This window comes from Candidatus Dormiibacterota bacterium (assembly GCA_035635555.1).
GTDB lineage: Bacteria > Acidobacteriota > Polarisedimenticolia > Gp22-AA2 > Gp22-AA2 > Gp22-AA3.
On record DASQAT010000001.1, the window covers coordinates 31041 to 54861 of the forward strand.

General features: G+C 68.1%; 18 protein-coding genes. 8 read left to right on the top strand and 10 right to left on the bottom strand.

What is annotated here, in order from left to right; genetic code table 11:
- Positions 1–4: 4 nt before the first annotated feature.
- Positions 5–772, bottom strand: coding sequence for an SDR family oxidoreductase (locus VEW47_00115; protein ID HYS03571.1), 768 nt, complete (start codon positions 770–772; stop codon positions 5–7).
- Positions 773–939: 167 nt separating this feature from the next.
- On the opposite strand from VEW47_00115, the gene VEW47_00120 reads away from it, so the two are divergent.
- Both VEW47_00120 and VEW47_00125 read left to right on the top strand, forming a co-directional pair.
- The gene (locus tag VEW47_00120) at positions 940–2562 is read left to right on the top strand and encodes an NAD(P)/FAD-dependent oxidoreductase (protein HYS03572.1); all 1623 of its coding nucleotides are present in this window, start codon (positions 940–942) and stop codon (positions 2560–2562) included.
- Positions 2559–3845, top strand: coding sequence for an aspartate aminotransferase family protein (locus VEW47_00125; protein HYS03573.1), 1287 nt, complete (start codon positions 2559–2561; stop codon positions 3843–3845). Before VEW47_00120 ends, VEW47_00125 begins: the two co-directional genes overlap by 4 nt.
- A gap of 13 nt (positions 3846–3858) precedes the next feature.
- Here the strand turns inward: VEW47_00125 and VEW47_00130 are convergent, their stop codons facing one another.
- Positions 3859–5097 (bottom strand): saccharopine dehydrogenase NADP-binding domain-containing protein, encoded by a 1239-nt coding sequence (locus VEW47_00130; protein HYS03574.1) that lies wholly within the window; start codon positions 5095–5097, stop codon positions 3859–3861.
- A gap of 146 nt (positions 5098–5243) precedes the next feature.
- On the opposite strand from VEW47_00130, the gene VEW47_00135 reads away from it, so the two are divergent.
- A complete protein-coding gene (locus VEW47_00135) occupies positions 5244–7400 on the top strand; it encodes an EAL domain-containing protein (protein ID HYS03575.1) in 2157 nt (718 codons plus the stop codon).
- A 31-nt stretch (positions 7401–7431) separates the two neighbouring features.
- Here VEW47_00135 and VEW47_00140 read toward each other — a convergent pair whose 3' ends face one another.
- From VEW47_00140 to VEW47_00170, 7 genes are all read right to left on the bottom strand, one after another.
- Positions 7432–8736, bottom strand: a complete 1305-nt coding sequence (locus VEW47_00140; GenBank protein ID HYS03576.1) for an amino acid permease — start codon at positions 8734–8736, stop codon at positions 7432–7434.
- Positions 8737–8788: 52 nt separating this feature from the next.
- Complete coding sequence (locus VEW47_00145) at positions 8789–10402, bottom strand: response regulator (GenBank protein HYS03577.1); 1614 nt, start codon at positions 10400–10402, stop codon at positions 8789–8791.
- A 7-nt stretch (positions 10403–10409) separates the two neighbouring features.
- Positions 10410–10856, bottom strand: a complete 447-nt coding sequence (locus tag VEW47_00150) for a response regulator (GenBank protein HYS03578.1) — start codon at positions 10854–10856, stop codon at positions 10410–10412.
- Complete coding sequence (locus VEW47_00155; GenBank protein HYS03579.1) at positions 10762–12315, bottom strand: ATP-binding protein; 1554 nt, start codon at positions 12313–12315, stop codon at positions 10762–10764. Before VEW47_00155 ends, VEW47_00150 begins: the two co-directional genes overlap by 95 nt.
- A gap of 5 nt (positions 12316–12320) precedes the next feature.
- Positions 12321–12902: a YfiR family protein gene (locus VEW47_00160; protein HYS03580.1), complete on the bottom strand. Its 582-nt coding sequence runs from the start codon at positions 12900–12902 to the stop codon at positions 12321–12323.
- Positions 12896–14959: a TonB-dependent receptor gene (locus tag VEW47_00165; protein HYS03581.1), complete on the bottom strand. Its 2064-nt coding sequence runs from the start codon at positions 14957–14959 to the stop codon at positions 12896–12898. The genes VEW47_00160 and VEW47_00165 overlap by 7 nt, the downstream gene beginning before the upstream one ends.
- A gap of 212 nt (positions 14960–15171) precedes the next feature.
- Positions 15172–16563, bottom strand: coding sequence for an MATE family efflux transporter (locus tag VEW47_00170; protein ID HYS03582.1), 1392 nt, complete (start codon positions 16561–16563; stop codon positions 15172–15174).
- A gap of 114 nt (positions 16564–16677) precedes the next feature.
- Here VEW47_00170 and VEW47_00175 point away from each other — a divergent pair, with 114 nt between their 5' ends.
- The 5 genes from VEW47_00175 (at position 16678) to VEW47_00195 (ending at position 21974) form a co-directional block, all read left to right on the top strand.
- Positions 16678–18141: a serine protease gene (locus tag VEW47_00175; protein HYS03583.1), complete on the top strand. Its 1464-nt coding sequence runs from the start codon at positions 16678–16680 to the stop codon at positions 18139–18141.
- Positions 18138–19664, top strand: coding sequence for a hypothetical protein (locus tag VEW47_00180; GenBank protein ID HYS03584.1), 1527 nt, complete (start codon positions 18138–18140; stop codon positions 19662–19664). Before VEW47_00175 ends, VEW47_00180 begins: the two co-directional genes overlap by 4 nt.
- A 115-nt stretch (positions 19665–19779) precedes the next feature.
- The gene (locus VEW47_00185) at positions 19780–20649 is read left to right on the top strand and encodes a hypothetical protein (GenBank protein ID HYS03585.1); all 870 of its coding nucleotides are present in this window, start codon (positions 19780–19782) and stop codon (positions 20647–20649) included.
- 86 nt (positions 20650–20735) lie between these two features.
- On the top strand, positions 20736–21224 hold the full coding sequence (locus VEW47_00190) for a Spy/CpxP family protein refolding chaperone (GenBank protein ID HYS03586.1): 489 nt from the start codon (positions 20736–20738) through the stop codon (positions 21222–21224).
- 75 nt (positions 21225–21299) lie between these two features.
- Entirely contained in the window at positions 21300–21974 is a 675-nt protein-coding gene (locus VEW47_00195; GenBank protein HYS03587.1) for a Crp/Fnr family transcriptional regulator, read from the top strand.
- 198 nt (positions 21975–22172) lie between these two features.
- On the opposite strand, the gene VEW47_00200 is transcribed toward VEW47_00195, so the two are convergent.
- Complete coding sequence (locus tag VEW47_00200) at positions 22173–23789, bottom strand: hypothetical protein (protein HYS03588.1); 1617 nt, start codon at positions 23787–23789, stop codon at positions 22173–22175.
- Positions 23790–23821: the final 32 nt, after the last annotated feature.

A 23821-nucleotide genomic window follows, 5' to 3' on the forward strand; every position in this document is an offset into this window, starting at 1 on the left:
CGCGTCAGGCGGCCGTGTAGCCGCCGTCGACCGGCAGCAGGACGCCGGTGAGGAAGCTCGCCTCGTCGCTGGCGAGAAACACGACCGCGTCGGCCGCCTCGCGCGGCCGGCCGATGCGGCCGATCGGGTGCGCCTCCCCGAGACGCGCGCGGAACGCCTCGACCGTGAGGCCCAGCTGCCCCGCCTCCTTCACGAACAGCGGCGTGTCGATCTCGCCGCAGCAGATGGCGTTCACGCGTATCCCGCGCCGCGCGTAATCCAGGGCCATCGCCCGGGTGAGCTGGGCGACCGCCCCCTTGGTCGCGCAGTACGCCGCCGACCCGTGGTCGCCGACCAGACCGGCGACCGAGCAGTTGTTCACGATGACGCCCCTGCCCTGCGCCAGCATGCGCGGCACGACGTGCTTCGAGACCAGGTAGACCGACGTGAGGTTGACCGCCAGGATCCCCGCCCATTCCTCTTCGGGGATCTCGTGCACTTCATGCGGCACGAACACGCCGGCGTTGTTGAACAGGATATCGATGCGGCCGTGGGCGGCCAGCACCTCCTCGACCAGGCGCTCGACCTGGTCGCCGCGCGACACGTCGCAGGCGATGGCGGACACCCGGGCGTGCCCCCCGTCCTTGAGCCCGGCCGCGGCGGCTTCGCCCCGCTCGCGCGCGATGTCGGCAATGACGACCCGCGCCCCCTCCTCGAGGAAGCGCTCCGCGGTCGCCAGCCCGATGCCCGACGCGCCGCCCGTGATCAGCGCGATGCGATCCGTGAGTCTCATGCAGTCCTCAGTTGTTACCACATCCGACGCCGACGGGTCCATTGATTCCTGCCCGCGAGCGGGACGATAATCCACGCCGTCCAGCACAGGGCCCAGGGGCCTGGTCTCACGACGTGATACGCGGTGCTCGCGCGCGTAAGGCGGCGCCGCACCGGGAGGGGGAAGGCATGGCGAGCAGGGGGTACGACGTCATCGTCATCGGCGGGGGGCACAACGGGCTCGTGAGCGGCGCCTATTTCGCGCGCTCCGGCGCCCGCACCCTGGTCCTGGAGGCCCGCCACAAGGTCGGCGGCGCGGCGGACACCAGCGCCCCGTTCCCGAACCATCCCGAGATCAGGGTCACGACGTACTCGTACGTGATGTCGCTGATGCCGCCGACGATCATCCGCGAGCTGAAGCTGAAGGACTTCGGCTACAAGGTCACGCCGTTCGGCCCCTACTACCAGGCCTATCCCGACGGCCGCGCCATCAAGGTGTTCGCCAGCGATCACGCCCGGAGCCATGCCTCGATCGCCCAGTTCTCGAAGAAGGACGCCGAGACGCTGCCGAAGTGGGAGGAGTGGCTGAAGGGGGTGGCCGACGTCCTCGGACCGCTGCTGCTGCGCGTGCCACCCAAGCTCGGCTCGATGGCCCCGGGGGATCTGCTGGCGCAGGCCCGCACCGGGTGGAAAGTGCGCGGCCTCGGGGTGCGCGGGGTCGCGGACGTGACCCGGCTTTTCTCCATGAGCGTCACCGACCTCCTCGACGACTGGTTCGAATCGGACGCCATCAAGGGGATGCTCGCGATCAACGGAGTCATCGGCACCTGGGCCGGACCCGACGAGCCCGGGACGGCGTACGTCATGCTGCACCACTCGATCGGCGACGTCGGGGACGGGCACCTCGGCTCGTGGGGCTTCCAGGAAGGGGGCATGGGGGGGGTCTCCGACTCCATCCGCCGCTCGGCCGAGAGCTTCGGGTGCGAGGTCAGGACGAAGGCCCCCGTGGGGAAGATTCTCGCGCGCGACGGCCGGGTCACGGGTGTCGCCCTGAAGAGCGGTGAGGAGATCCTCGCCCCGGTGGTGGTGACCACCATCCACCCCAAGATCGCCTTCCTGCAGTGCCTCGACAGGAAGGATCTCCCCTCCGACTTCGTGACCGACATCGAGCGCTGGAAGACGCGCTCCGGCGTCGTGAAGATCAACGTCGCGCTGTCCGAGCTGCCGAGCTTCCGGGCGGACCCCGGCACGAATCTGCAGGAGCACCACACCGGGTCCGTCGAGCTGTGCTTCTCCCCGCGCTACGCCGAGCGGGCCTTCCAGGACGCGCACATCGATCGCAAGGCGGCCACGGCACCGTTCGTCGACGGGACGATCCCGACCTCGCTCGACCCGACGCTGACCCCCAAGGGCGTCCACGTCTTCTCGATGTTCACGCAGTGGGTGCCGGACGACTGGAGCAAGGAGCCACACCGCGAGGAGCTGGAGGCCTACGCCGACCGGATCATCGACCTGTACACGGAGCTGGCGCCGAACTTCAAGCGCGCCGTCATCGACCGGCAGGTGATCGGCCCCTACGACATGGAGAAGGAGCTCGGGCTCATCGGCGGGAACATCTTCCACGGCGAGCTGTCGGTCGACCAGCTGTTCCACATGCGGCCGGCCCCCGGCTACGCCGATTACCGCACGCCGATCAAGGGGCTGTACCACGGCTCCTGCGCCACGCACGCCGGCGGCGGCGTCAACGGAATCCCGGGCTGGCAGGCGTTCCGCCAGGCGAAGGCGGACGGAGCGATCAGGAGAACGGCATGAACACCGTCGAGAAGTACCGCCTCTACGTCAACACGCACTTCCTGAAGAAGGTCCAGCCGATCGTGGTCGATCGCGCGCAGGGGGCGAAGCTCTGGGACGAGGCGGGGCGGGAGTACATCGATCTCTTCTCGGGGATCTCGGTCGTCAACGCCGGGCACGTCCGATCCGAGATCGTCGAGGCTGCGGCGGCGCAGATGCGCCGACTCGTTCACTGCAACTCCTACCTCTACCACAACCGGCCGACGGCCGACTTCGCCGAGGCGCTGGCGTCGATCATGCCCTCCCGGGACCTCCGGGTCTCCTTCTTCGGCAACAGCGGCGCCGAGGCGATCGAGGGGGCGATGCGGCTCGCCAAGCAGTTCACCGGGAAGAGCGAGTTCGTCGCCCTCGAGTTGTCGTTCCACGGACGCACCGTCGGCACCCTGAGCGTCACCGGAAACTGGAACCGCAAGAAGAAGGGTGGGCCCTATCTGCCCGGGGTGGCCTTCGCCGCCGCCCCCTATCCGTACCGCAGCCCCTACGGCACGGACCCGGCGATCGTGGCACGCGAATGCGCGCGCGATCTCGAGCGGGCGATCGACCTGCGCACCTCCGGGGACGTGGCGGCCTTCATCGCCGAGCCGGTCCTGGGGGAGGGCGGCATCATCGTGCCGCCCCCCGACTATTTCAAGCGGGTCAAGGAGATTCTCGACCGGCGCGGCATCCTGTTCATCTGCGACGAGGTCCAGTCGGGCTTCGGACGCACCGGTCGCATGCTGGCGATCGAGCACTCCGGCGTCGTGCCGGACATCGTGGTCACGGCCAAGGGAATCGCCGACGGATTCCCCCTGTCGGCGTTCACCACGCGGGAGGAAATCGCCAAGGCATTCACACCCGGAGACCATCTCTCGACTTTCGGCGGCAACCCGGTCTGCTGCGCGGCCGCGCTCGCCAATCTCGAAGTGTTCCGCAAGGAGAGGCTCGTGGAGCGCTCGGCCTCAGCGGGAGCGAGGCTTCTCGCGCGGCTCCAGGAGCTGGCCGCTCGCCACCGGCTCATCGGCGAGGTGCGTGGTTGCGGACTGATGGCCGGCGTCGAGCTGGTGGAGGACCGGGACACGAAGACGCCGGCCGCCGATGCGGCCGGCGACGTCCAGGCGCGCATGCTCGAGGATGGCTTCCTGATCGGCGTCGGCGGCTACCACGGCAATGTCCTGCGGCTCCAGCCGCCGCTCGTGATCGACGACGCCGACCTGGACCGCTCCGTCGCCGCCCTCGACAAGGCGCTCGCCGGGGCCGCCCGCTGAGGTTCGCGGCTCCCTAGGAAGCGTCCGCGTCGAACCGTCTGCGCACCCGGATCCCGTACTCTCCGATCCCGCGGTAGAACGTCGAGCGCTCCTCCGGCCCGAGTGTTTCCGGCAGGACCACGCCGGTCCGGCCGATCTGCCCGCGCAGCAGCATCAGCGCGAGGGTCGCCGCGGGCACGGAGGTGACGAGCGACACGTCGCTCGTGCCCCGCACCAGAGCACTCGCGGTCCGGAGATCCGGCGACTCCGACCACAGCGTGACGCGCATCCGGCGGCCGTCCTTCCGGCCGCTCACCTCGCACACCACCATCGATTGGCTGTTCAGCCGGCCGCCCTCGACCAGATCCAGAAGTCTCCGAGGGGCGATCGTCCTGGGGAGCTTCTTCATCAGGACGTCGCGGGAACTCACGCGGATCCCGCCGACCGCCACCGGCTCCTCGTCGAGCAGACCGAGCCCCTGGACCAGAAGCCGCCAGGCATCGATATCGGGCTCGCCGATCTTGTAGTCGCAGAAGCGCACGGGCTTTCCGACAAACAGCGGCAGGGTCACTGGCTCCTCGTGGGCGTGCAGATACACCTTGCCGCGGCGTCCGATCGGCGGCGGGAAGTCGTACATCTCCTCGCCGCTGAAGATGGGCACCCTCTTCGGCGTTCCGTCCTCCCAGATCAGCGGCTCGGTCGCGCAGTCGAGCAGGAAGACCGGCAGCGACCAGAGCGCCACGAACACGTCGCACGTCGTGACGGAGTAGTCCCGGATGCGGATGGCGTCGACATCGTCGAGACGGTCCGCCCCCTCCCGCGCCATGACATTCGTCAGCCCCGGCGCGCTCCCGCCGTTGACGAGGGCGGTCCTGCCGGACGCCTGCCATTCCTCCGCATGCTCGAGCTGCTCGATCGGCAGGCCCCGCCGCTCATAGAAGCGGGTCGAGGACAGGTCGAGATAGTGACAACCGGCCCGCAGGGCGGCCAGCATGACGCGCGGGATGAATTCCGGCAGGGCGGTGTTGACGACGAGGTCGAAGTCTCCCGACTTCAGGAAGAGGATCGTTCCCTCGAGGTCGCCCGCGTCGACCCGCCCCGTCCGAATCTTGGCGCTGCCGAGGTTGGCGGCCGTTTCTGCCGCCCTGTCCGGGTCGATGTCGGCGAGGACGAGCGTGCCGACGTCGTCCGCCCTCGACAGGACGTCCGCGACGACGTTCCCCTGCGCCCCCGCGCCGAGGACGAGGACGCGCCGGGTCTGTCCCTGCCGCATGGAGAGATTCTACATGCGGGCGGCAGGGGGGGGAACCGGGTTACGTTGCTGTACCCGGGCCCCGGGGACGGTGCGCGCTTGATTCAGCCGGGCCTGAGAATTAAGTTTCCGGGGCAGGGAGGAGACTGGCCGGAAGAACCTCATTCATGAGCAACATCGAGACCCAATCCGGCGGCTCTCTCATCCTCATCGCGGACGACGACCCGACGATGCGGGGATTCCTGCGCGAATCCCTCGAGGCCGAGGCGTTCAAGGTCATCGAGGCGGTGGACGGCGCGCAGGCCGTGTCGCTGTTCACGAGCCAGAAGCCGGACCTGATTCTCCTCGACGTCAGCATGCCCGGGATGGACGGATTCGAGGCCTGCGCGGCGATCCGCCGGCTGCCGGGCGGGGACGTGACGCCGATCCTGATGCTCACCGGCCTCGACGACTACGAGTCGGTCAGCAAGGCCTACGAGGCGGGCGCGACCGACTTCAGCGTGAAGCCGATCAATGTCCTCGTCCTCATCCACCGGGTCCGCTACATGCTCCGGGCCAGCCGGACGCTCGCCAAGATGCTGCAGAGCGAGGAGCGGCTCGCCAAGGCGCAGCGCCTCGCCCGTCTCGGCAACTGGGAATGGGACCTGAACTCGGGCGAGCTGCACTGGTCGGAGGAGATGTACCACCTGTTCGGGATCGACCCGGGAAACTGGGCACCTACGCGCGACAAGCAGCTCGAGCGCGTGCACCCCTCCGACAAGGACACGGTGTCGCGCGCCCTGGTGGAGGCCCTGCGCAACGTGCGTCCGTACAGCCTCGACTTCCGCATCGTCCTCCCGGACGGAACGGAGCGCTCCGTCCATGAAGAGGCCGAGGTGATTTTCGACAAGAACCGCACCGCCGTGCGCATGCTCGGGGCGACGCAGGACATCTCGGATCGCAAGGAGGTCGAGGGGCAAATCCGTCTCCTGGCCTACTACGACGGTCTGACGCTCCTGCCGAACCGGCGTCTGTTCATGGAGAAGCTCGACCTGGCGCTGGAGAACGCCCGGCGCAGGGAAGGCAGCCTCGCGGTCCTCTTCCTCGATCTCGATCGGTTCAAGCAGATCAACGACACGCTCGGGCACAGCGCGGGCGACCGGCTTCTGCAGGGAGTGGCGGAGCGTCTCCGGAAGTGCCTGCGCAGCAGCGACGCCGTGGCGCGGGGCGAGGCGATGAACCTGACCGACGACGTGGCGCGGCTGGGAGGGGACGAGTTCATCGTCTCGATCACGAACATCGCGCGGGGGGAGGACGCCGCGCGGGTCGCGCGGCGCGTGCAGGAGGCGCTGGAGCCACCGTTCAAGCTGGACGAGAACGAGGTCTTCGTGACCGCCAGCATCGGCATCAGCCTGTTCCCGCAGGACGGGGACGACCTCGAATCGCTTCTCAAGAACGCCGACTCGGCGATGTACCACGCCAAGGACGCGGGGCGCAGCAACTACCAGTTCTACAGCAAGTCGATGAATGCCGCCGCACTCCAGAAACTTACGCTCGAGAACAAGCTCCGCCGCGCCCTGGAGCGCGAAGAGTTCCAGCTCTATTTCCAGCCCCAGATCGACGTGCGCTCCTGGTCGATCATCGGCGCGGAGGCGCTCATCCGCTGGCGCCATCCCGATCTCGGCCTCGTTCCCCCGGCGGAATTCATCGGGCTCGCCGAGGAGACGGGGCTCATCCTGCCGATCGGGGAATGGGTCCTGCACACCGCCTGCGCCCAGGCGAAGGCCTGGCAGGACGCCGGACACGGACCCCTGGTGATGGCCGTCAACATCTCGGGACGCCAGTTCCGCGGCAAGAACCTGGCGCAGACGATCGGCCAGACGATCGGCGCCTGCGCGCTCGATCCGCGTCGCATCGAGCTCGAGATCACCGAGAGCGTCCTGATGCACAGCGTGGACGAGACGGTCAACACCCTGAAGACTCTCAGGGCGATGGGTCCGCGGATCGCGGTCGACGATTTCGGGACCGGCTACTCGTCGCTCAGCTACCTCAGGCGTTTCCCGATCGACACGCTGAAGCTCGACCAGTCGTTCATCCAGGACTCGGTCAAGGACCGGGGCACCGCCGCGATCGTGGCGGGCGTGATCGACATGGCGCACGGCCTCGGGCTGGAGGTGATCGCCGAGGGGGTCGAGACGGCGGAGCAGCGCACGCTCCTGTTCCAGGACGGCTGTCACATCATGCAGGGATATCTGTTCGGCCGGCCCGTCCCCGCCCCGGAATTCGAGCAGCTTCTCGTCACCAAGAGCAAGGGGCAGTCGCTTCCGGCCCAGACCGGGACCTAGGCGTCCCCCTTGCCCCGCCCCGGGCGGGGTGTCAAGCGGCGGCGCGCGCCCTGCGGCCCCGCGTCGCGAGGAACAGGAGCGCGGCCACGGCGATCACGGCACCCGCCACGGCCCACTCGCGCCCCGTGACGCTCGTCAGCATCCAGAGGATCACGGCGCAGGCCGCCCAGGGGATCGCCCGCTGGGCGCGCGCCCGGAGGGAGGCCCGGGTCGAGACCTCCCGGCGCCGCAGCTCCCGGGCGGCGAGGCAGCACGCGCCGTAGAGGATCAGGGTCGCCAGGTTCGCGAGGATCGCCAGCGTCTCGAATCCGTTCGTGATCGCCAGAAGACAGACGAGCCCGCTCTGGAGGAGGATGGCGACGTACGGAGTGTGGAAGCGCGGATGGACCGCGGCGACCTGCCGGGGGAGAAACCCGTCTCGCGCGAAGGCGTAGAGGGCGCGCGGGACGGCCAGGGTCATGCCGCTCACGTAGCCGAACATCGACACGATCGCCCCGGTCAGCATCAGCGTCCGCCCCCAGGGACCAAAGACGCCCGCCGCCGTCTCCGCCAGAGGCGCCCGCTGCGTCGCCAGGCCGGCCCCCAGCACCCCCTGCGCCACCATCTGGAGCGCGAGGTAGAGAAGCGTGATCACCGACATGGCCACGAGGATGGCCCGCGGCACCGTCTTCCGGACGTCCTGGATCTCGCCGCTCGGGACGAGGGCGCTCTCGACGCCGCTGAAGGCGAAGATCAGGAGGATCGAGGCGCGCGCCACGGCGGCCGGCGCCGGCCGGAGCGTCCAGACGAGGTTCGACGGCCGGATCGCCAGCACGCCGGCGACGACGAGGAGGAGAAGCGGCAGGAGCTTGGCCAGGGTGGCGACCGCGTTCACGAGGGTCCCCTGGCGCACCCCGAGGACGTTGACGCCGGCGAGCAGGAGGAAGATCCCGACCAGGATGAACCCCCGCGAAACGGGCCCGTCGAGGGGCGGGACCAGTGCGCCGATCGAATCGATGAAGATCGTCGAGACCGCCGCGACCGCCAGCGTGCCGAGCAGCCAGACCAGGACGCCGGCGAGGAATCCCACGAACGGTCCGAAGGCTACTTCGACGTAGGCGTACGGCCCCCCCGTCATGGACACGCGGCTGCCCGCCTCCGCGAAGCAGAGCGCGATCAGCCCCATCGCGGCCGCGCACACGAGGTAGGCGATCGGCGCGGCCGCGCCGAGCGACGCCGCGGCCGCCGCCGGCAGGCGGAAGATCCCGCCCCCGACGGTGACGTTGACGATGCTGGCGGCGAGCCCCCAGGCCCCGACGACCCGGAGGAGCGAGGCTTCGGCGGCAGGTTTTCGCATGGCGGGCAGAATTGTAGGTCAGCGCGCCGCGAAGCGGCGTGACGATCGCGGATTATCCGAGTCGGGAGCGGCGGACCGGGCTCGCCTGGACCGGTTCCTGTCCCTGGTCCAGGACCTCCCTCACCTTGCGCGCCAGGCCGTCGGGAGTGAACGGCTTCTGCAGGAAGGCGGTCCCGGGGTCGAGGATGCCGTGGTGCACGATGGCGTTGCTGGTGTAGCCGGACATGTACAGGACCTTCATGTCCGGCCGGAGGGTCGCGAGACGCTGGGCCAGCTCGCGGCCGCCCATCTGGGGCATCACGACGTCGCTGAGCATCAGATGGATTGCGCCCGTGTGCTGCTTGCAGATCTCGAGAGCCTCGAGCCCCTCGCCGGCCGCGACCACCGTGTAGCCGTTCATCTCGAGCATCTGGCGGACGAGCTCCCTGAGCTCCTTCTGGTCCTCGACCAGCAGGATGGTCTCGGAGCCTCTTGGGATGTCCGAAGGCCGGCCGTCGCGCGTCAGCCTGTCGACGACCCCCTCGGCCTGCGGCAGGTAGATCTTGAAGGTCGTGCCGCGTCCCGGCTCGCTGTAGGCCCAGACGTTGCCGCCGCTCTGCTTGACGATTCCGTAGACGGTCGATAGCCCCAGCCCCGTCCCCTTGCCGGGGCCCTTGGTGGTGAAGAACGGCTCGAAGATGTGGGCCATCGCCTCCCGATCCATCCCGCACCCCGTGTCGCTCACCGCGAGCAGGATGTAGGCGCCCGCGCGGACGCCGACGTGCCTGGCGGCGTAGGTGTCGTCCAGATCGACGTTCGCCGTCTCGAGCGTCAGCTTGCCCCCCTGGGGCATCGCATCCCGCGCGTTCACCACGAGATTCATGATCACCTGCTCGATCTGTCCGGGGTCCGCCTTGGTGCGGCGCAGGTCGGCGGCGGGGGAGATGATCAGCTCGACGTCCTCGCCGATCAGACGTCTCAGCATTTTCTCGAGGTCCACGACGATGGTATTCAGGTCCAGGACCTTCGGCTCGAGGATCTGCTTCCGGCTGAACGCCAGGAGCTGCCGCGTGAGAGAGGCGGCACGCATCCCGGCCTTCCGGATTTCGTTGATGTCCCGGCTCATCCGATCCTCGGCCGGGATGCGCCCCAGCAGGAGCTCGGTGTAGCCGTTGATGATCGTCAGGAGGTTGTTGAAGTCGTGCGCGATGCCCCCCGCCAGCCGTCCGATCGCCTCGACCTTCTGGGACTGCCGCAGCTGCTCCTCGCTGCGGCGCAGCGCCTCTTCCGCCTTCTTGTGCTCCCGGCGCTCCTCCGCGTCCCGGAGCTCGCGCTCGACCGCGGCCCCCAGGCGGGTCAGCTTCCCTTTGGTCAGGAAATCGTGCGCGCCGCTCTTCATGGCGATGGCGGCGGTCTCCTCCCCGATCGTGCCGGACACGATGATGAACGGCAGGTCCATGCTCCGTCGCTTGATGATCTCGAGGGCGTGCATCGCCGTGAACTGCGGCATGGCGTAGTCGGAGATGATGAGGGACCAGGGCTCGCGGTCCAGGGCCTCGTTCATGGCCGCCTCGCTGTCGACGCGATGATAGACGGGCTCGTAGTTCTGGCGTCTGAGCTCGCGAAGCAGGAGCTCGGCGTCGTTCTCGTTATCTTCGAGGATCAGGACGCGCAGCGGTCGTGTCATCGTCCCATCAGGCCGGCATGGGCGGCGAAGCGTTGGTGACCAGCCAGTAGAGGCCGAGGTGCCCCGCAGCCTTCACGAACTCCGCGAACTCCACCGGCTTCTGGACGTAGCTGTTGGCGCCCGAATCGTACGCCCCGACCAGATCCTTCTCCTCCTTCGAGGACGTCAGGATGACGATCGGCAGCAGCTTGGTCCGCGGGTCGGCCCGCAGGCGGCGCAGGACCTCCAGACCGTTCACCTTCGGCAGCTTCAGGTCCAGGAGGACCACGGCGAGCTGGTCCAGCCGGATCCGGGGCGGTTTCCCGGAGGACCCCAAAAGATAGTCCAGCGCCTCGCTGCCGTCGCGCGCCACGACCACCTCATTGAGGATGTTGTTCTTCTTCAGCGCCCGCAGGGTCAGCGCCTCGTCGTCCGGGTTGTCCTCCACCAGCAGCACGATCCTCTTGTCCTCCATTCGTTCCTCCCTTTCCGAGCGTGAAATAGACCGTCGCCCCCTTGTCGGGAGCGGCGATGGCCCAGACGCGACCGCCGTGCCGGTTCACGATCCGCTGGACGGTGGCCAGACCGATCCCGATGCCCGGGAACTCGTTCTGGCCGTGCAGACGCTGGAACGCGCCGAACAGCTTGTCGACGAAGGCCATGTCGAAGCCGGCGCCGTTGTCCTGGACGAAGTACCTGGTCTCACCCGAACCGCCGTCGATGCCGAACTCGATCCGGGCCGGGGTCCGCTTGCGGGTGAACTTCCAGGCGTTCCCGATCAGGTTCTGCAGGACGGCGCGCAGGAGCGCCTGGTCCCCCTCCGCGACGGCCCCTTCGGCGACCACGCACTCGACCTGACGCCCGTCCTCGCTCTGTAGCAGATCAGCGACGATCTCCCGCGCCAGCGAGCTGAGGTCGACGCTCCCACCCTTCACTTCGGTGCGGGTGACGCGGGAGAGGTTCAGGAGGCCGTCGATGAGCTGGCCCATCTTGACGGAGGACGCGACGATCCGCTGGAGCGAGTCCCGGCCCGCCTCGTTGAGGGAATCGGCGCAGTCCTCCATCAGGGCGTGGCTGAACCCCTCGATGCTCCGAAGGGGCGCTCGCAGGTCGTGCGACACGGAGTACGAGAAGGCCTCGAGCTCCTTGTTGGCGATCTCGAGCTGGGCGGTGCGCTCGGCCACACGTTGCTCCAGGCGATCGCGGGCGGTCCGGAGCTCGGCCTCCTGTTGCCGGATCTCCTCGAGCATCTCGTTGAAGGCCCCGACGAGCGAACCGATCTCGTCCCGGCTGCCGCCCGTGGCGCGGACGGAGTAGTCCTTCTCCAGCGTAACCTTTCTCGCGGTCTCGGCGAGCCCGAGGATCGGCTGCGCGATGTCCCGCTGCAGCCGCGTCGATATGACGAGAGAGATGAGCAGCGAAAGGAGCAGCACGCTGGCGAAGATCACGACGTCCCGCGCCATCGTGCCTGTGATCTCGCTGAGGTCCGATGCGATGACGACGGTGCCGATCGTCTTCCCGTCGAAAAGGATCCTCCTCGACAGGAGGAGCCGATCCTCGAGCATCCGGGCGCCCGGGCCGGTGTCGAGGGCGCTCTCGACCGGCAGGGTCGTCCCGGCGGACGCGTCGCGGACGTACGTCGCGAACAGCCGGTGGTCCGCCGTGTACAGTCCGGCGGCGCGGACGCGCGGATCGGCCTTCAGCGCCGAGAGCGTCGTTTCGGCGGACTTCGGATCGCTGAACAGCAGGGCGGAGAGGCAGTTCGCCCCCACGATGTCGGTCTGGACCGACAATCTCCGCACCAGTTTCTCGCGCAGCTCCATGAGGTCGAAGCTGATGATCACCGCGCCGACGATGAGCAGGGCTATGGTCTTGCTGACGATGCTGGCGAGGACCAGCTTCCTCTTGATCGAACCGCCGCCGAACAGTGCCATGCGTCCTAGACCCCCTCACGTCCGGATCCGTCGACGATCCGTCCGAGTTTCATGAGCTGGGCGCTGATCTTGAGATGGGCGCGCTGCACGGCGGCGACGTTGATGTCGAAGCGCACCTTCTTGTCCTCCGTCCGGAACGCGATCTGGCCGCCTCGCGAGGCGAACCGATCCAGGTCGCCGACGGTCAGGACGGACGCGCCTTCCAGGGCCTTGAGGATGGAGGGAAGGCGGTCCCGTTCCGAGTTGCTGATGAAAAGAACGTGGCTGTCACGGGCGTCCTTGATGTTCGCGAACCTCTTGACCACGAGCCTCCTGCTGTTCACGCTCTTGCCGCGGAAGGTCTCGTCGAGGATGGCGCCGAACGGATCCTCCCCGAGCACACCGACGACGACCGTCTCGGCGGTGCGGGAGTACGTCTCGGAGGGCCAGTCCACGAAGGTCGTGAAGTAGTAGAGGTAGGCGGCCTTGATCTGGTACTCGGAGAGCACGCCCTTGGCCGTCTCGTCTCCGCGCGCTCCGCCGCCCGCCGCCAGGAGCATTCCCCCCAGGCACAGGACCAGGAGTCGGTGCCGGGACGCCGCTACCATCGTCGCGCGATCCGGCCGTACACACTGCGCTCGACCTCGACCCTCGCGACGCTTCCCCCGGCGAACTCCGCGTGACGGGAGTCGAGGAGGTTTTGCCCGGCCACGGCGAGCTCGAAGCCGGCGCCGAGACGCCGGCTGAACAGCACGTCCATCTCCGTGTAGGCGTCGACCGACTGGCTCGGCAGCCGCCCGACGTACCTCAGGGTCACGTCCAGCCCGAAATTCCGCGGCAGGTCCAGCGACGACCTCAAGTTAGCCATGCGGCGCGGGCTCGATCCTTCCGTGGAGTTCTCCGTGGTCGTATCGAGGCTGTCCGACGACGGGAGCAGATCGATCTCGAGAAAGGAGCACGAGCCGGCGAGACGCCAGCGGCCGGCGGGGTGCCAGTCCAGCGAGAGCTCCGCGCCTCGCGCGTCCGCCGTCATCCCGTTCCCGAAGCCGAGCGGAAGGACTGTATGGCTCGGCGGTGGGGAGGTCTCCGTGAAGGGGACGCCGGGCTCCAGGCTCAGCAGACGCGCGTAGTCGTTCTGGAACAGCGCCAGGTCGACGAACAGACGCTCCATCGCCTGGAGCCGGTAGCCCAGCTCGTACGCCGTGAGCCGCTCCGGCTTGAAGTCCTTCGATCCGATCAGACGCGCGAATGTCGGCGTCGTGGGCTCGACGAACGCGGTCAGCGACAGATCGGTCTCGATCCGCGACGGCACGCGCAGCGCCCGCGAGGCCGCGGACCAGAAGACCTGCTTCGATGACGGGCTGAACACGACGCGCAGGTTCGGCTGCGAATTGAACCCGCTGTAGTCGTTGTGCTCGAACTTCGAGCCCACCGTCAGGGTCCATTTCGAGGGCACGATCCGGAACTCGTCCTGCACGAACCCGCTCAGCACGTCGTCGGTCCGATCATGGGGGACGATCTGAAGCGTCGGCACGGATTCGGTGACCCCGGAGGTCAGACGGTAGCCGGCGCCCCACAGAAGGTCGTGGCGCGAGGCGATACGAAGACTGTGCCGGAACTCGACGTCGTAGGTGTCCCGATCCTCCGTGAACACGGCCAGGTCCCGGTGCGTTCGGTCGCAATAGAACTGCAGCGTCGTATCCGAGCCCTCCTTCAGGCGGTGCTTCCACAGGCCGAGCAGGTGGCCCCCGGAGAGGTCGGCATCCTTCTCCACGAGCTGGATGAACGGCGACGTGTAGGTCGTGATGGCTTCGCGCTGGCCCGCCTTCCCGGAGTAGAGGTCGCCCTGGAGCGTCAGGTGATTCTGTTCGCCCCGATCGGCGTCGGCGCGGAACCCCGCCAGCCCCAGGTGCCAGGCGTCGAAGTCGTCCCCGTTCTGATGGAACTCCGCGTCCCGATCGGAGTACTTGGCGTACGTGCGGATCGCCACGTCGCTCTTGGTCCTCCATCCGAACCGGCCGGTCGCCACGGCCCGGTCTTCGTTGCCGCCGCGCAAAGAAGCGTACGAACCCTGGGTGGCCTGGGCGCTCTTGGTGATGATGTTGATGACCCCGTTGACCGCGTTCGCGCCCCACAGCGTCGCGCCCGGGCCGCGGATCACCTCGATCCGATCGATATCGTTCAGGATGACGTCCTGCACGTCCCAGTAGACTCCGGCGAACAGCGGGGAATAGACGCTGCGCCCGTCGATCAGGACGAGCAGCGACCGGGAGAGCGTGCTGGTGAAGCCGCGCACGCCGACCGCCCAGGTGCTCGAATTCGCCCGGGCGACCTGCACCCCGGGCACCAGGCGGAGGAGGTCCGGGAGGGTCGTGGCCCCCGAGCGCCGGATGTCCTCCGACGTAATCACCTGCACCGCCGCGGCCGCGTCCATCAGCCGCTCCGGCTTCTTCGAGACCGACGTGACCTCCAGGTTCATGACGGCCTCGAGGCCGATGGTCGTGAGATCTGCGGGGGGCTCCTCGCAGCGCGCCGCGTCCCCCGAAGCGGCGGCCGCGGCCAGGAGCGTCGCCGCCAGGAACGCTCCGAGACGCTGTGCGCTGGACTGCACGCGGAGGTGTGGGACAACCGCGAGGGGCACGGTGCCGGCGAGTCGTCGAGCCACGAGACGCCTCCGCACAAGGATCGTCCATCGAAAACTGCGTACTTCTACGCAGCCGGGAACACCCTCAACGCCAGTCCGTGATTCAAGTTAGGGCGCGCGACGTCCAAGTCAAGGACACGCGCCGATCGATCGCCGATTCCACGGAGCGAGGGAAAGACCGAGGACGGATTTGTAATGCGGACCCCGTGCGTCCGGGCCCGGAGCGCCGAAGCCTACCCCGCGCCGGCGGACTGTTCCTCGGGAAGGGCGGCCGCCGAGGGGGCCGGCGCGAAGGTCAGCCTGCGGCGGAACTCGACCTGGAGCAGCGCCAGGACCAGCACCGCCTGGATCGCCGTCGAGACCACGGAGAGATACCATACCGCGCGGATCTCGAAGCCGGCGCGCCTCGAGAGCAGGAAGGCCGGAAGCGCGAACAGAAGAAGACGCAGGGAGGAGCAGGCCAGAGGCGGCAGGGTGTGCCCCATCCCCTGAAACATGCTGGAGCTCGTGAAGATCAGCCCCATCGCCAGGAAGTTGTAGGAGATCACGCGCAGGTATTCGCCCCCGAAGGCGACGACGTCCTGATCGTTCGAGAACGCGCCGATCAGGGCCTCGGGCGCGATGTGGCTCAGGATCGTGAACAGGACCATGAAGGCGGAGACCAGGATGGAGGCCGACCTGAACGTCTCCCGCACGCGCTCGGCGCGGCGCGCGCCGAAGTTCTGCCCGGCGAGCGGGGCGGCGGCGAAGCTGATCGCCACGACCGGCAGGAACATCGACTGCATCACACGGGCTCCGATGCCGAATCCGGCCTGCGCCGCCGCGCCGAAGCCGCGGATGATCGAGTACACCAGCACCATGTAGACCGACATCAGCGCGAACTCGCCCCCGGCCGGCAGGCCGACCCGTGTCATGCCCCACCAGATCGGGCCCTGCGGCTTCCAGCGCGCGATCGAGACTTTCAGATAGTTGCCCGGACGCAGAAAGTAGATCCAGAACATCACGGTCCCCACGACCATGGCGATGAACGTCGCCAGGGCCGCTCCCGCCACGCCCAGCGGGTGCCCCGTGCCCCAGCCGAGGATCAGGACAGGCGCCAGAAGGATGTTGAGAACCACGGTCAGGATCTGGATGCCGACGGTCGGCTTGATGACACCGCTGCCGCGCAGCGCCGATCCCATGGCGACGATCACGAACTGCAGCAGCATCGCGGGGATGAACCAGTTCAGATACTGGATTCCCAGCCGCGCGGTCGCTTCGTCGGCCCCCAGCCATCGGCAGTAGGGCCCGCGCAGAACGAGCCCGAGGACCGCCACCACGAACCCCACGACCAGCGACAGCACGAACGCCTGGTTGAACACCAGGCCGGCGTGGTCGTGGTCCTTCTGCCCCACCGCGTGCGAAACGAGCGTTGTCGTCCCGACCCCCAGGGTCTGCGTGATCGCCAGGACCACGATCATGAGATTACCCGCCAGCCCGACGGCGGCGATGGCGTCCTTCCCCAGCCGCCCGACGAAATAGAGATCGGCCAGGTAATAAAGGGTCTGGAACAGCATGCTCACAGCCATGAAGGAGGAGAGCGCTATCAGGTGCCTGTTGACGGATCCCTGGGTGAGGTCGTGCATGGCGCCGGATCATACCACCGGCCGGAGCGCCGGCGTCCTCGACGGCCCACGGCTTGCGCGACCGGCCGACGTGGTGGACAATACCGGCCCTTCGATGCACAAAGGAGACGGACGGTGAGAGGACAGTCGGCGTTGTTCGTCGCAATTCTGGCGTGCCCGGTCACGATCGCCCCGCTCGTCGCGGCCCCCGCGATCGAGAAATCGGTCGTCCGCATCGTCAACCACGCGCAGCGCCCCAGCTGGTACACGCCGTGGGGGACCGGGGCGATGCAGTGGGCGACGGGAAGCGGCTTCGTCATCGAGGGCGGGCTCATCATGACGAACGCGCACGTCGTCAGCGATTCCCGCTTCCTCGCGCTGTTCCTCTACGGCGACCCGAACCCGCACGAGGGGCGGGTCGTGGTGGAGGGGCACGACTGCGACCTGGCGCTGATCCGGCCGGTCGAGCCGAAGATTCTCGAGGGCGTGCCGGCCCTCCCGATCGGCGGCCTCCCCTCCCTGCGCTCCATGGTCGAGACTTATGGATATCCGAGCGGCGGGGATCAGATTTCGTCGACGCAGGGTGTCGTGTCGCGGATCGATCGCCAGCTCTACGCCCACTCCGCCGCCGACGGGCACCTGGCGGTGCAGACCGACGCCGCCATCAACCCGGGCAACAGCGGCGGTCCCGTCGTCCAGGAAGGGAAGATCGTCGGCGTGGCGTTCCAGAACAACAAGGCGATGGAGAGCGTCGGGTTCTTCATACCGACCGAGGTGATCCGTCACTTTCTCGCCGACGCCAAGGACGGAACGTACGCCGGCTACCCGGACCTCGCGGTGCGGACCGCCTCGCTGGAGAACCCGGCCGCCCGCCGACTGGCGGGCATGCAGGAGGGGGAGTCGGGCGTGCGTGTGGACTGGATCGCGCCGGACAGCAGCGCCGACGGATGGCTGCGGACCGGCGACATCCTCCTGCGCATCGAGGGAGAGACGATCGCGAACGACGGCAGCGTCGCGTCCGGCGAGCTGCGGCTGCCGTTCGGGCTCCTCGTCGACCGGCGTCAGATCGGCGAGACGCTCCCCGTCCGGATCCTGCGCGAGGGAGCCCGGAAGGACCTGGGCATCCCGCTGAAGGGATACCCGGAAAACCTGCGCTACTCGAACCAGTACGACCGCCGGCCGCGCTACTACGTCTACGCGGGCCTGGTGTTCGTGCCGCTCGACCGCGAGATGGTCAAGACCTTCGGCGACGACTGGATGTCGGACGCCAGCTCCGAGCTGGTCTACGAGCTCTTGTTCCGCCCGCAGGGCGAGCCCGCTCTGCTCAAGAAAGAGCGCGTCGTCCTGCTCCGGCGTCTGGATTCTCCCGTGAACGCGAACATCCCTTTCTTCAAGAACATCCTCGTCGACAAGGTCAACGACAAGACGATCGATTCTCTCGAAGACCTGGTCCGGGCCATCGAGGAGAACAAGGCGCCCTACCACGTGTTCGAGTTCGGCTACTTCGGCCGTGTGGCGGTTCTCGATCGCGCGGAGGCGGACAAGGCGAACGCGCAGATCCTGAAGGATTACGGCGTCGCGAAGGACCGGAACCTGTGAGGACGATCACCTGCATCCTCCTGTCCGCCCTGGCCACCCTGACGCTCGCCGCCCAGACGACGCGCGTCTCCTTCGAGTCCCAGGTCGTGGTCCTCGTGGTCACGACGCAGGACTACGACGAGTGGCGGCCATGGGAGAAGAAGACCCCCGAGACCCGGACGGTGCAGGCCGTGGTCCTGGACGGGTCCCTGATCGCCACGACCGCGGACCTCGTCGAGAACGCGACGGTGATCTTCGTCGAGAAGCACGGGCGCCCCCTGCGGGAGCCGGCGCGGATCGTCCACGTCGACGCCGACGCCAACCTTGCGCTCCTCACCGTCGACAAGCCCGGCTTCTTCGCGGATCTCACGCCCGCAGCGCTCGCGCCGTCCATGCCCACGGAGGGACAGGTGAGCACGGTCCGCTGGCGATCGGGGCAGCTGGAGATCTCGGCGAGCCGCATCTCGCGGATCGAGGTCGGGACCAGCTACCTCGGCGCCCTCGAGCACGCTTCCCTGATGGTGGAGACCGATCTGTCCGGCGGGGGCTGGTCGGAGCCGCTGTTCGCGGAAGGCCGCCTCATCGGACTGACCTTCGCCCAGGACGAGAAGAGCGCGACCGTGACGCCGGTGGACATCCTGCGCGCCTCCCTCGAATCGGCGCGAACGCCGGCCGGGTATCGCGAGTTCGCGAACCTCGAGCTGTCCTGGGAGGTCAACCGGGATCCGGCGCTGACCCGGTATCTCGGCCTCGAGGGGGAGCCCCGGGGGATCCTCGTCACGCAGGTGCCCTGGGGCAGCTCGGCCTGCGGCGCCCTGTACCCGCGCGACATCCTCCTCGGTCTCGACGGCCACGCCATCGACGCGGCCGGCAACTACCAGCACCGGCGCTACGGTCAGCTGAAATTCACGCAGATCGTCGTGGACGGGCACCATGCGGGCGACGTCATCCCCGGAGAGGTGCTGCGCGACGGGAAGAAGGTCCCCGTCCGGCTCACCCTCCGGCCGGCCAGGAGCGCCAACGACCTCGTGCCGGTGCGCACGGGCGGCGCGGCCCCTCCGTACGTCATCGAGGGGGGTCTGGTGTTCCGCGAGCTCGACGGGGAATTCCTGCGGACCTGGGGAAAGGACTGGGAGAAGAAGGCTCCGCCGTTCCTGATGACGGGCTACGACCTGTTCCGTACGACCCAGACACCCGGCCGGCGCCGCGTCATCCTCCTCGCCTACGTGCTTCCGTCCGCCTACAACCTGGGATACGGCAACCTGGAGACCCTGCCCGTGGCTCGCATCAACGGTCGCGACGTCGATTCGATCGCCGATGTGGACGAGGCGTTCCGGCACCCCGAGGGAGAGTTCCACAGGATCGTCTTCCAGCCGAACCCGGTGCGCGCCGAGCTCGTGCTCGATGCCGCCACACTCGACAAGGCCACACAGGAGATCCTGGACGAGTACCAGATCCCGGAGCGGCGCCGTCTGCGCAAGACTCCGCTCCCCGATCTCGGGGGCGCCTGTCCTGACCGCCCCGCAACGCATGGCGCGCCCTGACCGTCAACAGGAACATTCCGTCTCACGTGTAACCGCCGGAGGATCCCGGTCGTCTGCTGTTGGGGGCGCCGCGCAGTCTTCTTCCGTCTGCCACGCGCTGCGGGAGGACTCGGTCGTGCGAAGAATCGACACACAGTGGACCGGTCGGGCGCAGACGTGGCGCCTGTTGACCCGGCCGGCGTGCCTGCTCATGGTGGTGCTCCTGGTGCTCTCCTGCGGCGGGGCGAGTCTGGAGAGCAAGGCGCTCGATCGTCCGATCACGGTCGATGGCAAGGCCGAGGACTGGCGCGACTCTCTGACCTATTTCAAGGATGCGGGGATCGCCGTCGGCGCCTTCAATGACCAGAAGGACCTCTATGTCTGCGTCACGTCGTGGAACCAGGAGATCAGCCTGGAGGCGATGAACCAGGGCCTCACAGTCTGGTTCAGCCCCGGCGGAGCGGCCGAGAAGCGGTTCGGGATCGAGTACCCGCTCCTGCAGGACAGGCTCGGGCACGACCGGCAGGGGGCGAAGGAGCAGGGGGATCCGCTGTTCGCGGAACAGGGAACCGTCAGCCACGTCGCGCTGCGCGGACCGGGCGTGAACGATCGTCGCATCCTCGCCGTCCCGGATGTCCCCGGACTCGAAGTGACGGCCGCCGCCGTGAACGGCTCTCTTGTCTACGAGCTCAAGGTGCCCCTTGTGAAAAGCGACCAGCATCCGTATGCCGTCGGCGCACCCGCCGGCGGGGCCGTGGACGTCCTGTTCGAGACCACGAGCATCCAGGTCCTGCCGGTGCCCCCTGGAGACGAGGGGAGGGCGAGGGGCGGAGGCATGGGAGGCCGCGGCGCAGGAGGCTCGCGCCGGGGGATGGGGGGTGGCCGGGGCCGCGGCATGGGGCGTGGCGCCGTGGGGAGCGGGTCGAGCGATGCCGAAACCGGCTCGAGCCTGCCGAGGATCCCCAAGCCGATGCAGTTCACGCTGAAGCTTCGGCTCGCGCCGTAGTGTTGAGGCGTAACCGGCCGACCCTCGGCCGCGTCTTGATTGAGTGAACGGGGCGCCGAGCGCCCCATCTCGTGAGGGAGGACTCCATGAATGCAGGAACGAAGGTTTCGACGGCCGCCATCGGTCTGGCCCTTGCCGGCCTGTTGACGGCGGGCTTCACCCATGCGGGAACGCCGCCGATGGGTCGCGGTCACGGCGGGCACGGCGAGCCGATGATGCATCTTCTCTCGCAACTCAACCTCAACGACACGCAGAAGACTCAGGTCCATGCCATCCTCGAGGACGAGCACCCCAGGCTGGCGCCGCTTTTCGAGGCGAGCATGAAGGCGCACCAAGCCCTCCAGCAGGCGATCCACGCGCGGAATTTCGATGAGAGCGCCATCCGCGCCGCCGCGGCTCAGGCCGGGATCGTGGAAGGGGACCTCGCCGTCGAGAAGGGGCGCATGGCATCCAGGATCCGTGCGGTGCTGACCCCGGACCAGCAGAAGCAGATGGACGCTCTGCACGAGCAGGCCGCCCGGCACCACGGGGCGTGGGGCGACGCTCCGGCGGAGGACCCGGCCGACCCGGAGTAGCACCGGGACCGGCGGCGCGAAGGGCGCGGACTTGGACGGATGGCGAGTGCTACAATGCGCCAGCTAGGGGACCCGATGAACACGACCGATCGCGGAAGACTCCTTCGCACCTACCCCGTGCTGAAGGAGCTGCCGCCGGAACTGCTCAGGAGGGTCGAAGAGACGGCGAAGCCGATCCAGGCGCACGCGGGCCAGCGGCTGTTCGGCGACGGCAGCCCCTGCACCCATTACCCGCTTCTCCTCGAAGGCACCATCCGGGCCTCGAAGTCCAGCCCCGATGGTCACGAGATCCTCCTCTACCGTCTCAACCCCGGGGAGAGCTGTGTCATCACCGTCGTGGCTCTCCTGGGCGAGACGACCTATCCTGCGATCGGAACGGCCGAGTCCAGGCTCTCTTTGTTCGGCGTCCCCCGGAGTGTCTTCGTGGAGCTGGTCCTGCAGTCCCCCGCCTTCCGGGTCTTCGTCTTCGACTCTCTCTCGCAGAGGATGGCGCACCTGATGGCCCTCATCGACGACGTGGCGTTCCGCCGCGTCGATCAGCGGCTCGCCCTGCGGCTGCTCCATCACCGGCAGCCGATCACCGCCACGCATCAGATGCTCGCCGATGAGCTGGGGACGACCCGCGAGGTCGTGAGCCGGACCCTGGAGGCCTTCCAGGAATCGGGGATGCTCAGGCTCGGGCGAAAGAGGATCGAAATCCTGGACCGGAACGCGCTGGATCGGGTCCATCGGATCGAGGCCGGCTCATGAGAGGGAGCCCACCCTCCGGTCCCGAGTCGACGATCAGCTCGTTCAACGTCTTCCCAGGACCGGAGGGGAACGCTCCCTCAGGGTGATGGAGGGTGTGGGCAGTGGTTGCAGCGAGGCTATGCCCGCCCCGGTCCCCCTTCTGTGACTCTGGTCACGCTCGGATCAATTTTACAAACTCGGAGAGGGGGGCCGCCGCTCCTACCGGACAATCTCCAGCCTGGCGAAGGTCCGCCTGAAGTCCTGCTCGGGGAGGAAGGTGCTGAAGAGGAGCTCGTGCCCTCCGGCTGCCACCACCCGGACGGGCAGGAGGCGATCGTCGTGACGCATCGCGTCCGGGAACCCCTGACTTTCCCCCCGCTCGTGGACAATCCCATTGAAGACGTCGAACATCACGACCCTGCGGTCGCGCAGGTACTCGTAGGGGGCATCGTGCTCGTGCCCGACGACACCGCGCTCCTTGAGCGGAAGCCGCGCGATCGTGGCGTCGTTGATACCGCGGCGGTCCACGGTCGGCCAGTCCGTGTAGTAGGGCACGGCCCCCGCGCCGCCCACGCACAGGACCAGGTCGGGAGGAAGTGAGCCGTCGTCGATGAGGCCGCGCAGGAACCGCCCTTCCGCGGCGCGTCTCTCCGCATAGGCCTTGATGTCCCGGAGACTGGCGACTCCGCTGTGCTCCCGCCCCGGATCGGGGGCCTGGGCCGCCAGGTAGGTGGTGCCCAGGAGCGCCACGGCGGCGGCACCGGCCAGCGCGCCTCGCACGAGACGCGGTCCCGGGATCCATCGCAGGCCATCCCCGACGAGCAGGTAGAAGAAGGGCATCACGACGACGAGAAAGCGGTATTCGAACCGGTCGCCGCCGATGAAGGCCAGGTACGCGAGATAGCCGCCCAGCATGAAGAGATAAAGCGCCGGGGCGAAGCGCTCCCTGCGCAGGAGCGGCAGAAAGAGGAGCGGCAGGAACCACACGATCCGGTAGTCCTCCGCGAACAGGCGGATATAGCGCAGCCCCTGCTCCCACCACGCCCCGGCGACCTTCGCGTAGAAGGTGTTGGGCAGCCATGCGCCGTAGTAGGTGTAGCGCCAGACCACGTGCGCCGCGACCACGTCGACATAAGGGAAGGCCCAGATGAGTGCGGAGCGCACGCTGCGCCTGCGCGCGAGAAGATCGCCCAGGAAGAACAGCCCCGCGATGCCGGCGAACAGGGCACCCTCCGGACGAGTCAGAGTGGCCAGGGCGAACAGGATCGAGGAGAGGATGGGGAGGGAGGACCCCGTCTCGCGTTCGCGCACGAACGCGACGCTCGCCGCGAACACGAGCAGCGTGAACAGCATCGTCTCCAGTCCCCCCGTGCACCACGCCGTGAAGCTGCGGCCGGCGGCCAGGGCCAGGGGAGCCAGCCAGACGAACGGGCTGCGCCAGCCGATCCTGCGGGCGGTGTCGAACACGAGCGCCGCCAGGAGCACAGCACCGCTCGCGATCCCGAGCAGGTTCGAGAAGACCTCGGGCTTCCCTCCCAGCCGCAGGACGCCCGCCATCAGGATCACCCAGAGGAAGTTGGTGTACCCCTCGACACGCTCACCGGGGTTCCAGACCAGACCCTGGCCCGCCGCCAGATGCCTGGCGTAGCGGAAGCTGATGAAACAGTCGTCGCCGAGGAAGAAATGATGACCAACGTTGTAGCAGAAGAGGACGGCTGTCAGGAGAAAGAACGGGAGGACGATTGCCAGAGCGCCGCCGCGCGGCAGGAGGATGCGACCCCGCTGCGGCCCGGGCTCCCCTGGTGGATCGGCGGTGGCGTCCGCGCTCCTGTCCATCGGCAAGCATTGCAAATTCTAGCGCACCCTTG